Source organism: Pedobacter frigiditerrae (assembly GCF_032678705.1).
GTDB lineage: Bacteria > Bacteroidota > Bacteroidia > Sphingobacteriales > Sphingobacteriaceae > Pedobacter > Pedobacter frigiditerrae_A.
The window spans coordinates 636,765-648,234 of sequence record NZ_JAVTSS010000001.1; the positions used below are offsets into that span (position 1 = coordinate 636,765).

Annotated in this window: 15 protein-coding genes and 2 tRNA genes; 10 read left to right on the plus strand and 7 right to left on the minus strand. The window is 35.1% G+C overall.

Annotated elements, in window-relative coordinates; translation table 11 throughout:
- The first annotated feature begins 4 nt into the window (after positions 1–4).
- Positions 5–880, plus strand: a complete 876-nt coding sequence (locus R2Q59_RS02730; protein ID WP_316783478.1) for an HAD-IIA family hydrolase — start codon at positions 5–7, stop codon at positions 878–880.
- Here the strand turns inward: R2Q59_RS02730 and R2Q59_RS02735 are convergent.
- The 3 genes from R2Q59_RS02735 to R2Q59_RS02745 are packed head-to-tail and all read right to left on the minus strand — an operon-like array spanning position 877 to position 2,709.
- On the minus strand, positions 877–1,671 hold the full coding sequence (locus R2Q59_RS02735; RefSeq protein ID WP_316765508.1) for a sensor histidine kinase: 795 nt from the start codon (positions 1,669–1,671) through the stop codon (positions 877–879). The genes R2Q59_RS02730 and R2Q59_RS02735 overlap by 4 nt on opposite strands.
- Entirely contained in the window at positions 1,661–2,299 is a 639-nt protein-coding gene (locus R2Q59_RS02740) for a hypothetical protein (RefSeq protein ID WP_316783480.1), read from the minus strand. Before R2Q59_RS02740 ends, R2Q59_RS02735 begins: the two co-directional genes overlap by 11 nt.
- Entirely contained in the window at positions 2,299–2,709 is a 411-nt protein-coding gene (locus tag R2Q59_RS02745; RefSeq protein WP_316765510.1) for a hypothetical protein, read from the minus strand. The genes R2Q59_RS02740 and R2Q59_RS02745 overlap by 1 nt, the downstream gene beginning before the upstream one ends.
- A gap of 91 nt (positions 2,710–2,800) precedes the next feature.
- On the opposite strand from R2Q59_RS02745, the gene R2Q59_RS02750 reads away from it, so the two are divergent.
- Entirely contained in the window at positions 2,801–3,469 is a 669-nt protein-coding gene (locus tag R2Q59_RS02750; protein ID WP_316783482.1) for a response regulator transcription factor, read from the plus strand.
- A gap of 167 nt (positions 3,470–3,636) precedes the next feature.
- Complete coding sequence (locus R2Q59_RS02755) at positions 3,637–4,290, plus strand: hypothetical protein (protein ID WP_316783484.1); 654 nt, start codon at positions 3,637–3,639, stop codon at positions 4,288–4,290.
- Between the two features lie 284 nt (positions 4,291–4,574).
- Here the strand turns inward: R2Q59_RS02755 and R2Q59_RS02760 are convergent, their stop codons facing one another.
- A complete protein-coding gene (locus tag R2Q59_RS02760) occupies positions 4,575–5,306 on the minus strand; it encodes a hypothetical protein (protein ID WP_316783486.1) in 732 nt (243 codons plus the stop codon).
- 11 nt (positions 5,307–5,317) lie between these two features.
- The gene (locus R2Q59_RS02765) at positions 5,318–5,998 is read right to left on the minus strand and encodes a hypothetical protein (protein ID WP_316783488.1); all 681 of its coding nucleotides are present in this window, start codon (positions 5,996–5,998) and stop codon (positions 5,318–5,320) included.
- A 144-nt stretch (positions 5,999–6,142) separates the two neighbouring features.
- On the opposite strand from R2Q59_RS02765, the gene R2Q59_RS02770 reads away from it, so the two are divergent.
- The 7 genes from R2Q59_RS02770 to R2Q59_RS02800 all read left to right on the plus strand — a co-directional run bounded on the left by R2Q59_RS02770 (position 6,143) and on the right by R2Q59_RS02800 (position 10,268).
- Positions 6,143–6,634 (plus strand): regulatory protein RecX, encoded by a 492-nt coding sequence (locus R2Q59_RS02770; protein ID WP_316765517.1) that lies wholly within the window; start codon positions 6,143–6,145, stop codon positions 6,632–6,634.
- Positions 6,635–6,758: 124 nt separating this feature from the next.
- Positions 6,759–6,831 (plus strand) — tRNA-Gly (locus tag R2Q59_RS02775).
- A gap of 53 nt (positions 6,832–6,884) precedes the next feature.
- Positions 6,885–6,969 (plus strand) — tRNA-Leu (locus R2Q59_RS02780).
- A 214-nt stretch (positions 6,970–7,183) separates the two neighbouring features.
- Positions 7,184–8,059, plus strand: a complete 876-nt coding sequence (locus R2Q59_RS02785; protein WP_316783490.1) for a helix-turn-helix domain-containing protein — start codon at positions 7,184–7,186, stop codon at positions 8,057–8,059.
- A gap of 63 nt (positions 8,060–8,122) precedes the next feature.
- Positions 8,123–9,250 carry an aldo/keto reductase gene (locus tag R2Q59_RS02790; protein ID WP_316783492.1) on the plus strand — a complete coding sequence of 376 codons (1,128 nt, stop codon included), beginning with the start codon at positions 8,123–8,125 and terminating at the stop codon, positions 9,248–9,250.
- A gap of 79 nt (positions 9,251–9,329) precedes the next feature.
- On the plus strand, positions 9,330–9,923 hold the full coding sequence (locus tag R2Q59_RS02795) for an NAD(P)H-dependent oxidoreductase (protein WP_316783494.1): 594 nt from the start codon (positions 9,330–9,332) through the stop codon (positions 9,921–9,923).
- Between the two features lie 186 nt (positions 9,924–10,109).
- Positions 10,110–10,268 carry a hypothetical protein gene (locus R2Q59_RS02800; RefSeq protein ID WP_316783496.1) on the plus strand — a complete coding sequence of 53 codons (159 nt, stop codon included), beginning with the start codon at positions 10,110–10,112 and terminating at the stop codon, positions 10,266–10,268.
- Between the two features lie 520 nt (positions 10,269–10,788).
- Here R2Q59_RS02800 and R2Q59_RS20580 read toward each other — a convergent pair.
- Both R2Q59_RS20580 and R2Q59_RS02805 read right to left on the minus strand, forming a co-directional pair.
- Positions 10,789–11,088 (minus strand): type II toxin-antitoxin system RelE/ParE family toxin, encoded by a 300-nt coding sequence (locus R2Q59_RS20580; RefSeq protein ID WP_410478913.1) that lies wholly within the window; start codon positions 11,086–11,088, stop codon positions 10,789–10,791.
- A gap of 4 nt (positions 11,089–11,092) precedes the next feature.
- Positions 11,093–11,335: a type II toxin-antitoxin system ParD family antitoxin gene (locus tag R2Q59_RS02805; RefSeq protein ID WP_316783498.1), complete on the minus strand. Its 243-nt coding sequence runs from the start codon at positions 11,333–11,335 to the stop codon at positions 11,093–11,095.
- Between the last annotated feature and the right edge of the window lie 135 nt (positions 11,336–11,470).

The following is an 11,470-nucleotide window of genomic DNA, read 5'->3' on the forward strand; positions in this document are numbered from 1 at the left end:
TTAAATGCAGTCAGAAAATAAATCATACGAAGGAATTATCAATAATGTTTCACCAGAATTAATAGAGCGTTTAAAAAAAATTAAACACGTAGCGCTTGATATGGATGGAACAATTTATAATGGAAGTACGCTTTTTTCCTACACACCAGGTTTTTTACAAAGCTTAAAAAGTGCAGGAATTAGTTATTCATTTTTAACTAACAACCCTTCAAAAGGCATTGGAGATTACCTTAAACATTTAGAAAAAATGGGTATTCCAGCAGTTGCTGAAGAAATGTATACTTCTGCATTAGCCACTATAGATTATCTGAAAAGTCATCATCCTTTGGTTAAACGTCTATTTATTTTAGGTACACCAAGCATGATAGGGGAGTTTGAAGCTAATGGATTTATCTCCGCTGCTGATGATGCAAATGATAAACCAGATGCAGTTGTGGTAGGTTTTGACAGTACTTTAGTTTATTCGCGTTTGTGTAGAGCCGCTTGGTGGGTTAGTCAGCAATTGCCTTACGTAGCCACCAATCCAGATTGGGTTTGCCCAACAGACCAGCATGTAATATTGGTAGACTGTGGTGCAATTTGTGCCTGTATAGAAGGTGCAACCAAAAGATTACCAGATATTGTTCTAGGAAAGCCAGATCCCAGAATGCTAGATGGAATTTTACATCGTCAAGGTTTGCAACCTGAAGAAATCGCTATGGTTGGCGATAGGTTGTATACCGATGTTAAAATGGCGCTAAATGCAAATGCTGTAGGCGTCTTAGTTCTTTCTGGAGAAGCCACAATGAATGATGTGGCTGCTTCTGATGTGAAAGCAGATGTGATAGCTGAGAATGTTGCGAAATTTGGAGATTTATTGTTGGCAGTTCAAAAAGATTAAGATTCAGTTAGCTTTTGAATAGGGCAGCTGATGTTTATTTTAAAACCTTCATTCGGTTTAGTATTTATAACATAAGTGGCATTAACCATTTGTAACCTACTTTGGATGTTTTGCATCCCAATGCCTTTTTTTGCATTCAACGTTGAAAAGTCAGCACCTTTTCCATTATCCACATAATCTATATGGAGATTCTGTTCATCTGGTTTAAAACTGATGTTGATTTTTGTGGCATTAGCATGTTTCAATGTGTTGGCAATTAATTGAGTAATCACCCTAAACAAAGCTAACTCAGATTTTTCATCCAATAAGCGTTCTTCAATTAAAGGGTCGTGGGTAATAATAATTTCTATCTCTTCAGTATTATTAATTAAATCAACAAAGGCATCAATAGTTGTATAAAGGCCAAACATGGCCAAGCTAGGAGGTGATAAATCATGCGATAAATTACGCACATCAATCATCATTTTATCTATAAGCTGTTTGGCTTGATTGATGGTTTCTTCACTACCTGAACCTTGATTTTTAGCAGCATTTAACATCAATTTTATGGCAGATAAAGTACCACCTATTTCATCATGTAGGTCTTGTCCAATACGCTTGCGCTCAATTTCTTGAGATTCTATTACTGCACTTAATAATTCTTTTTGCTGCTGAATTTCAGTTTCTTGAAATAGTTTCTTTTGCTGCCATAGCATATTTTGGTTTCTGATATAGAGCACCAAGAAAAAGGTAACCAGTAAAAAGACACCAAATACGCTGTAAAAAATTAGCACATAGATGTTATCGCCCATTGCCCATTAGTTTGAAACCTTTCGCCCAGACAAGGTACATGATTAACACCAATACAGCATGAAGTTCCCAAACAATGTTGTTCATTGTTTTGTCGCCTTTATCTATTAAATAATTAGAAGAAATGAATATCATCAGCGATGCTGGAAAGTAAGCTAAAATACCAATGTTCAGCCAATTAATAGAGCTTTGTAACCATTTCTCGGCAAATCCATTTTTATAGATATACATCAAACAAAAAAACGTAATCAATATTGATTCCAATGGTCTTGTGTAGGTATTATAACCATGCCTTTGCAAAAAGATAAAATTTAAGGCACAAAACGATGGGAATAAAACAATTAAGAAGGTAAGTGCCTTCTTAATTGTTTGTTGTTTAAAAATAGATCTGAAATAACTAAACAATAATATGGCTTCAACTGCAGTATATAAATGTAATAAGGGCAGGTTTGGTATACTGTAATTACTTAATATAATGGCAGTTAGGTTTATTAAACCAGATATAACTAGGTAATAAAAAATAAATTTATGGGCTAACTTATGTCCTTTGTAATTAAGTATAAATACTACAATAGGTATGAGGATACTTAATGGTACAAGTACGCCATGGAATAAGTATTTTAAACGCATTAGACTACAAATAATGGGCTTTCAGGATCACACTGATCAGGGCAAGGTTTAGTGAAATCGTATATTTCGGTTTTGTCATCTTCTCCTTCACCGAGTTCAGGATCTTTTACAATATCATTTCCTTTTAAGTCTACAGGAACTATTAAGGCAGTAACATCATCAGGTAAGTCTTGGTCGCCTTGCTTAACAGCAAAATATGCACGAACACCTCGTAATTCATTTCTTGTAACTCCATCTTCATCCACATATTGGTACTTATCAATAATTTGTAAAATATCAGCTATTGGAATTAATACAGCTCTTGGGATGTTGCTTTCTGGCATTGAACCACTTAGCTGTCTTCTAAATCTTTCAACTCTAGCTTTTGCATCTGGAATTGAAACTGTAGGTATATTAAGTAAAGTTTTCATTGGGGGTTATTTAGGGATTATTTCGACTAATCTAAAAAAAAATCAACATTTAACCTGCATTTTTTATAATTTCACTACTCAAAACATCCCTATGAATATTAATATCGCCATAGCTGACGACCAAAAACTTTTTAGGAAAGGTATGGCTGCACTTATTGGTTCTTTTGAAAATATGTCTCTAGTTTTTGAAGCTGGAAACGGATTGGAGCTATTAGAACTTTGTGATAGTTGTGAGGAAAAACCAGACATTGTATTGCTTGACCTTTCCATGCCAGAAATGAATGGCTTAGATGCGCTTAAGATATTAAAGGAGAAGCATCCGTCAATTAGAGTGGTTATACTGTCAAGCCACGAGGTGGAAAGCTTTATTTTAGCTACTATTCAGGCTGGAGCAAATGGTTATTTAGCAAAAAATGCTGAACCAGAGGAAGTAGAATTAACGATTAGAGAAGTTTTTAAAAACGATTTTTATTTTACTTTACCAATGCTCGAAATTATGCGAAAAGGCTTGGTGAAAAAAACAAATCAAATTAAATTAGAAGAAGAAGATAACCTTACTCCTAGAGAAAAAGAGGTTCTTCAGCTAATTTGTAAACAGTTAAATAGTAATGAAATTGCCGAAAAACTCTTTTTAAGTAATAGGACAGTGGAAGGGCATCGTAATAATTTATTGCTTAAAACTGGTAGCAGAAATACTGCAGGCCTAGTTTTATATGCGCTTAAACATAAGATATTCGATTTAGATACACTCTCTAAATAAAGACTAGGTATTTTTACCTAGTTAACCAAGTTAAAACACTCAATAGCTACTTCAAGCAAAACTACGCTCAAAATTCATCGTAAAAAACTGTCATTTAGCTAATGCTAAACAAATAAGCTATTAAAGTTTATTCGATAGTATTTAATAATCCCCGTTTATTAAAATTTATGATGGACTGTTCAGATAAAATTAAAGCGCTACAAAAAAAAGCAGGTATTGAAATAGATGGAGTTGCCTCATCCAAAACTTGGTTACACATTTATTATCTTCTATTTTCTTCAATTCCTTATGATATTAATGTTGAATCTATCATTAAAGCCATCCAACAGAAAGTTAATGTAAGAGCAGATGGCTATCCCTGGGCTAAAACTTGGGATGCCTTGTATAGTTTACTGATAGATGAGGCTGAAGAAATTAATGTTTTGAGTGACCCTGAAAATGAGAAAATGCTTTCAAAGATGACACCAGAAGTGATGCCTTTTGCAAAAGAATTAATCTATTTAGCGGCTCGAAAAGGTATTCACATTCGTATTATAGACAAGTCAATTGAATCTAACTTCGGATTATCGTTTTATGTTGGAATTTTTGAGAAAAACAAAAAAGGAGAATTTGCTTATGTAGATAAATCTCCTAATTATGCTAAGGTTGCCAAATTAGGCGAGTTTATTGGACTCACTTACGACAACGAAAGTAGGGTGTTTAACAGTTTTCCAAAATTTGAAATTGTACCTGCTTGGGCTTTAAAAATGAATGATGAAGAAGTAAAACGTGAGTTGGGCAGAAGGAAGACCGAAAATTTGAGATTACTTGCGATATTTTAAATACTACCTAAAATAATGTCTCTTAAAAAGGTTGGTGTTAAAGCCAACCTTTTTTATTTCTTTATAAACTAATGCTTTTTGTCGCTAGTATCTGCTTTTCTAAAAAAAGTTAAAGAAAATGCTGTGATTAAAATGATAACGCAAACTGAAGCTAGAATAAGTAAGGTTTGTAAGCCTTCTGGTGATTGAGGTCCCATATAATTTAATTTTTGATAAAGTTAGAAATTTATGTCAAATCATTAAAAAGTTATTTGGTTTGATTTATAAATTAATTCATTATCATATCAAAATTTGCAAGCTTCTGGCATGTCAATGGTTAAATTGTAACTGGTTTGCTCAATTTTCTGACTTGTTTTATAAGTCGCTCCGCCGTAAACAATCTGAAAATCATAGGTTTCATTTAAGGCTAATAAATTGGTAGTTATCTTTCCCTTTTCCATATAACCCAAATATTGAAAAGCACCAGCAGCGCCTGTCTTTTTGAAATAAACATATACACTTGGTCTTATTTCTAAATCTGTTCTGTTCGGGCATTTGCCTACAAATGTTAGGGTTGTGTTATTGTAAACGGGCGGCGGAGGGATAACAATAGGAGGGGCTGTAGTTCCGGTTTTAGTAATGGCAATATTAACAACTTGTTGCTTTTGAGCTGTGGTAAAGGTAATCTGTTTGGTTTGTTCGTTGTAGCCTGATGCATTAATCTTTACTGTGATACTAATTGGTTTGTCGATTGTAGGTGCAACACCAGGACGTAAGCCAATGGTTACCATTCCGTTATTTAATTTGATGTCCTTCTCGCCCGATAATTCATAAATATCATCAGCCTGGTCTCCAGTAATAGTTATGGTAGCATTACTCGGGGCTGAATTACCAGTTTGCGCATCAGTTACATTAATCATAGCAGTGTTTTTAATCACATCGGTGTCTAAAATTATTTTGATGTTTTCAGTAGGTTTTTTACAAGCTGATAATATGAGTATCACTAAAGTAAAACCTATCATTTTTGCTGTAGACATGGCATTAGATTTTAAAATTTATAATTGAAATTTACTTGTACTATTGGTAACCATCTGTAATTTTTAATATTGGATTGAAATTGTGCTGTTTGTGAGGAGTTTCCTTCTAATAAGCCAGTCCCAATAATATCTGCTTTTGGTTTGCTCAAATAATAAGTGCCTAAATCGAAACTGACATTAAACTTTTTTCGAGGGAATGTATTGGCAAAGGCTAGTCCTAAGTACGGCGCTACTCCTTTCCAATCTACATTTAAGTCTACATAGCCAACCTGTTCCTCACTGAGCACTAAGTCTCCATAAGTATAATTATCAGATGGAGTAATTCTAACCTTTCCATCGGCTTTAAAAAAATAAGCAAAACCACCAACTAAACGTAACCAGCTTGCTTTTTGAAAAGGAGTATAATCTGCCAGTACATGGACGTTGTAAAAATCTGCAGAAGCATGGGTGGTAGAATTAAAGTCTTCAATCTTAAAAATATCATTCGCCTTTAATGGGATTGCATTAACGCCTCCTCTGAGGGCTAATTTGGGTAATATTCCATAAAGAAATTCTACGCCAATACCTTGGGTGCCTAAGTTAAGCTGAATAGATTTTTGGTTTTTGAAGTCTCTAATAGTATCTGTCTGAGAATTTGCATGCATGCCAACAAATAGGATAGGCCAAAGTAAAAGATGATGAAGTGCTTTCATAACAAGGATTAATTAGCTAGGTAAAAAACGCTGAGGAATTAATCGAGATAATTAATTAACGCTTAAAGATTTAAATGGTTTTTTTTAAGTTCATTAAAATTAAAATTATGAAATCATAAATTTTTACGACTTTCAACTATTATTATGGAAGCTCCAAAAAAACAGCCACAAATTCTGGATAAAAAAACAGCTTTGCTAAAAGCAGAGAGTTGGTGTGCTTATCAAGAACGTTCGCAACAAGAGGTTCGCAACAAACTTTATGAATATGGTTTGCATCAAAATGAGGTTGAAGATTTAATATCAGAATTGATTACCACTAACTTTTTAAACGAAGAAAGGTTCGCAATGGCTTATGTTTCGGGAAAGGTAAATATCAAAAAATGGGGCAAAATAAAAATTAAACAAGGACTAAAACTCAAAAAAGTTCCAGATAAGTTGATTCAAAAAGCTCTAAATAGTATTGATGGAGATAAATATTTAGGGAATTTATTGGCAACTGCCGAGAAAAAGCAGAGAATTATAAATGAAAAAGATCCATTAAAAAGAAAATATAAGCTCATTACATACCTTCAAAGCAAGGGTTTTGAAAAAGATTTAATTTTTGATGTACTGAAAGCCAATAACTTAACAGAATAGTGAAATTTATTATTAAATTTTCCTTGACAGAAATATAAATCTGCTTATATTTGCATTCCCAAACGGAGAGAGACACATTAGAAAGTCACAATCAAAAGGGATAACATCGGATGATGTTGCAAATGCGAAAGTAGCTCAGTTGGTAGAGCACGACCTTGCCAAGGTCGGGGTCGCGAGTTCGAATCTCGTCTTTCGCTCTAAATGCCTTCCTACCAGGAGGCATTTATTTTAAAAGCTTTTTAGCTTTTAAGCTCGGATGGTGGAACTGGTAGACACGCAGGACTTAAAATCCTGTGCCCTCAACAGGCGTGCGGGTTCGATTCCCGCTCCGAGTACAAACCCTTTTTACGATGAGTAAAGAGGGTTTTTTAGTTTTAACGGTTTTATAAATCTTCATTTAATGAACATTAGATGGCTATTTGGGGTTCGATTCTCGTTGTCCTTTATGTTAAAAATATGTCAATTAAAATCAAACTCTTAATTGCTAATCCGTAATCCAACTGATTTTATTAATTAAGTATTTACCTTTGATTATATTAATTTTGATAAATGACTAAAAACCGTGTAACAGAAAACTCTGAATTTAATTCCGAATTGAAACTTCAAGGATTTAAGGTATACAAAACCGACAGCAACTTGGGTGGGCACAGCTATAGCCGTAAGGATTTTTATAAGATCAATATTACCAACGGCAAATTTTTGTTCCACTATTCTGACCGCACTATTGAGACCGAAGAGACTTACCTTTTTTTCGGCAATCCACATGTGCCGTACTCCTGCGAACCTATTTCGGAATCGTTCCTCGGTTATACCTGTCTGTTCACAGATAATTTTTTAAAGCAGATAGACAGGTCGGAAAGCCTTCAACAGTCACCTCTTTTTAAATTGGGCGGTACTCCAATTTTTAATCTTAACAGGCAACAGAAAGAAACAATTAGCGGTCTTTTTGAAAAAATGCTAGCTGAGCAAGAGTCGTCGTATGTGTTTAAGGATGAGGTTATAAGAAATTATATTGGACTCATCATACATGAAGCACTAAAGATGCAGCCTACAGAAAGCAGTAGTAAGCACACCAATGCAACAGAAAGGATTACTTCGGTTTTTTTTGAACTCCTAGAAAGGCAGTTTCCGATCGAAAGCACACAACAGCACCTCCAGTTGAAAACAGCACAGGACTATGCAAGGTATTTGAATGTGCATGTCAACTATCTTAATAGCTCAGTAAAAGAAGTGACTGGAAAGCCAACCACGAGCCATATTGCAGATAGGGTTATTAGCGAAGCAAAGGCACTACTATTGCATACGGATTGGAACATTTCCGAGATCGCCTATGCGCTCGGGTTTGAATATTCAACTTACTTTAATAATTTCTTCAAAAAGAAGACGGGTATGGTTCCAAAATCGGTACGGGCTTCCAATATTTGATTTTTATACTTTTTCCTTTGTTTTTCTTTATTTCGCTAACAAGGTTATGATGAACTTTGTGCAATGGAAAAGGACACAAAAGGATTTAACCGTCGAGAGTTCATCTCACTAGCATCTTTGGCTGGTGCTAGTCTGATAGCTGCTCCAATATTGTCTTATGGCGAGGTTATTCCATCTCAAACACTGAATAAAGGAGAAAAGAGAATGAAAACAAGAAAGCTGGGCACTCTGGAAGTTTCCGAGATTGGGCTTGGGTGCATGAACATGGCGGGCAATTACAATCCTCCAGCTGATCACCAACAGTCTATCAAAACTATTCGTAGAGCAGTTGAAAATGGCGTAACCTTCTTTGATACTGCCGAGGTCTACGGCCCGTATACAGATGAAAAACTTGTTGGAGAAGCTTTAAAACCCTTCCGTAATCAGGTAAAGATTGCCACAAAATTTGGCTTCGCCATCGATGGTACTGTAGCACTGGATAGCCGACCGGAGAGGATCAAAAGAGTTGTTGAAGAATCTCTAAAACGATTACAGACAGACCATATTGATCTATATTATCAGCATCGTGTTGATCCTAATGTACCAATTGAAGAGGTGGCAGGCACCATAAAAGACCTTATTCAACAAGGGAAAGTGTTGCACTTTGGCCTATCGGAAGCGAGCCCTAAAACTATTCGTCGGGCTCACGCTGTTCTGCCAGTTAGTGCTGTGCAGTCAGAGTATTCTATGTGGACGCGTAATGTTGAGTTAAACGGTGTACTAAAAACTTGTGAAGAACTAGGCATTGGCTTCGTGCCATGGTCGCCGGTAGGTTCGGGGTTTTTGACAGGAAAGTATGATACATCTACAAAGTTTGATGAAAAGACAGACTTTCGTGCGGGCTTTCCACGCTTTTCAAAAAAGTTCTTGCCATTAAATATGCCGCTTATTGAATGGCTTAAACAATATGCTGCAACAAAGAATGCTACACCATCTCAGGTAGCACTTGCATGGTTACTTGCGAAAAGTCCTAACATTGTACCAATCCCTGGCACCCGTTATGAAAACCACTTGTTAGAAAATTTAGGAGCGCAAAATCTTAACCTGACGCAGGCAGATATTCAGGCTATTGATACGATGTTGTCGAAGTTCCCAATTTACGGTGAACGTATGGGCGAGGCACACATGAGCTCGATAGATTATACGTTCTAACAACGGAAAACATAAGATAGATATTGTAGGTTTTAAGATCTACATGTCTACTGAAAAATATTAAAGGGGAATCTATAAAATGAAAAAAGTACTATTAATAAATACGCATCTTACCTATCCTAACTGGTCGGAAGGGTTATTGAACGATGCATTTCAAGGCACGGCAAAAGAATTTTTTATCGCCAATAATTTTGAGGTATTAGAGACCAAAGTGGAGGATGGCTACAATCCAGATGAAGAAGTGGAAAAACACATGCAGGCCGATATCATCATCCTTCAAACGCCCATCAATTGGTTTGGCGCACCATGGATTTACAAAAAATATGTGGACGAAGTGTTTAACAGTGGGCTCCATAGTGCAAAATTTCTTTCTGGCGATGGTAGAACAAGAGAAGATCTTACTAGACAATACGGAACTGGCGGTAAAATGCAGGGCAAGCAATTTATGGTATGCAGTACTTGGAATGCTCCAAAAGCAAGCTTCGATGATCCACAACAGTTGCTTTTTGAAGGCAGAAGTACAGCGGATGTTTTAATCCAGATTACCAGCAATTATCGTTTCTGTGGCGTTGAAATTGTTGGAGACTACAATTGTTTTGATATTTTTAAAGACGGTGATATTACTAGAGACTTGGAGAATTACCCAATTCATTTAAAAGAAAAGTTTATTTGAGTGTAAAATAGAATCATTGTCTACTAAAGAATTTCAACTTATCGTTTCAGCATGAAAAAATAAATCCCCTTATTAATTTTGCGCAGACCCTTCACCATTCATCCTTATCATTAATATCCTAAACGTAGTAGAACAAATTACGTTTGGATATTCTTCCCGTTGCCATATTACCAAAACCTCGTTTCTATGCAATCAAGAGCAATAATGACTCTAAATCTTCATGAAAATGTTTGGATATTTGTAACGTTGGGAGTACAAAACACGCAAGGTGCGAATGCCTTGCGTGTTTTTTTCTTATATCAAGCATGCATTGCAGCAATTACTGAAAAAATATTTAGTGAGTAAAGAGGAGCTATGATATTACTCCTTTGAAATGTATCCCTAATTAAATATAGTAACCTATCACTCCAATGGTTGTGACAGTTGGTATTAAATATTTGCTATCTTTAGTAACCAGTATAAACAGTTATGGAATTTTTAAAGCCTAAAGTGATGCTATATGGTGGGCTAATGGGTTTAACCGGCTTTGTTGCTCCGTTCTCTCTTTTTTGTATAATTTCCTATTTCACCAATTTTATTACTAAACCTCTTTACCCGATAAAATATTTAGTGCCGGTTTTTATAATATCGTTAGCAGTTTGGCTTTATTGCTTTTATGGGATAAGAAGATACAGGAAACAAAATAGTCGTGAAAGTATTTAATTATAGGTTGTTGCAACCTAAATACCAATATTTTAAAATATTAATCCGTTGCAAATGAACTGATACGTTTGGATGCTATAAAGTGTACTTTAAGAATCATCAGTTTACGCTTTTATAACTAGCAAAAGAACCAAGCCCAATCTGTAATCGCTCTACATGCTTCTTAATCATTGAGCCTCTCGTCAATATCCATTTGTTGGTGTAAAATCCTAATAACTTCGACAAAATTCGTTTTTAAGTTCACCTTGTAGAATATAAAATGAGATTTTACACGAGTCCGAAAATATCCTTCTCGTATATGATTATAATCTTTACCTGATCGTGGGTTGTCTGAGACATACTCGATTTCGTCCATTAGCAAGCCGAAATACCTATCCGCCTGTTCAATAGACCAATTCTCAAAAGTATAAATCCATATGTTTTCGAGGTCTTTAAGTGCTTCGTTACTAATTTTATATTCCATTCCTTTATGAATGTTTTTGATGCAAAGACTCCAAAAAGTCTTTTTTATTAAAATTTTTCACGAAGCCCGATTTTTCACCTTTCTTCAATTCTTTGACAAGTTCAGCTTTTTTAGTTTCTGAATATTCCAACATTCTTAAGGCGGCCCGTACTACTTCACTTGCAGATGAGAATTTTCCGGTTTCTAGCTGCTTATTTATAAAACTATCAAAATAGTCTCCTAATAATATAGATGTATTTTTTGCCATAGTTATTCAACGTTATAAACAAATATACCAATTATTGGTATGTTTACAAATCAGGAATTCCATTTTCTATATATTAAAAACGTTTGGATATTCTTCCCATTGCCTTATTGCAAATAGCGCATCTTTAAAGCAACT

Excerpts from the sequence above, each read along its gene's own strand:
- R2Q59_RS02730 (WP_316783478.1), top strand. The coding sequence starts at position 5 with ATGCAGTCAGAAAATAAATCATACGAAGGAATTATCAATAATGTTTCA.
- R2Q59_RS02735 (WP_316765508.1), bottom strand. The coding sequence starts at position 1,671 with ATGGGCGATAACATCTATGTGCTAATTTTTTACAGCGTATTTGGTGTC.
- R2Q59_RS02740 (WP_316783480.1), bottom strand. The coding sequence starts at position 2,299 with ATGCGTTTAAAATACTTATTCCATGGCGTACTTGTACCATTAAGTATC.
- R2Q59_RS02745 (WP_316765510.1), bottom strand. The coding sequence starts at position 2,709 with ATGAAAACTTTACTTAATATACCTACAGTTTCAATTCCAGATGCAAAA.
- R2Q59_RS02750 (WP_316783482.1), top strand. The coding sequence starts at position 2,801 with ATGAATATTAATATCGCCATAGCTGACGACCAAAAACTTTTTAGGAAA.
- R2Q59_RS02755 (WP_316783484.1), top strand. The coding sequence starts at position 3,637 with ATGATGGACTGTTCAGATAAAATTAAAGCGCTACAAAAAAAAGCAGGT.
- R2Q59_RS02760 (WP_316783486.1), bottom strand. The coding sequence starts at position 5,306 with ATGTCTACAGCAAAAATGATAGGTTTTACTTTAGTGATACTCATATTA.
- R2Q59_RS02765 (WP_316783488.1), bottom strand. The coding sequence starts at position 5,998 with ATGAAAGCACTTCATCATCTTTTACTTTGGCCTATCCTATTTGTTGGC.
- R2Q59_RS02770 (WP_316765517.1), top strand. The coding sequence starts at position 6,143 with ATGGAAGCTCCAAAAAAACAGCCACAAATTCTGGATAAAAAAACAGCT.
- R2Q59_RS02785 (WP_316783490.1), top strand. The coding sequence starts at position 7,184 with ATGACTAAAAACCGTGTAACAGAAAACTCTGAATTTAATTCCGAATTG.
- R2Q59_RS02790 (WP_316783492.1), top strand. The coding sequence starts at position 8,123 with ATGGAAAAGGACACAAAAGGATTTAACCGTCGAGAGTTCATCTCACTA.
- R2Q59_RS02795 (WP_316783494.1), top strand. The coding sequence starts at position 9,330 with ATGAAAAAAGTACTATTAATAAATACGCATCTTACCTATCCTAACTGG.
- R2Q59_RS02800 (WP_316783496.1), top strand. The coding sequence starts at position 10,110 with ATGCAATCAAGAGCAATAATGACTCTAAATCTTCATGAAAATGTTTGG.
- R2Q59_RS20580 (WP_410478913.1), bottom strand. The coding sequence starts at position 11,088 with ATGGAATATAAAATTAGTAACGAAGCACTTAAAGACCTCGAAAACATA.
- R2Q59_RS02805 (WP_316783498.1), bottom strand. The coding sequence starts at position 11,335 with ATGGCAAAAAATACATCTATATTATTAGGAGACTATTTTGATAGTTTT.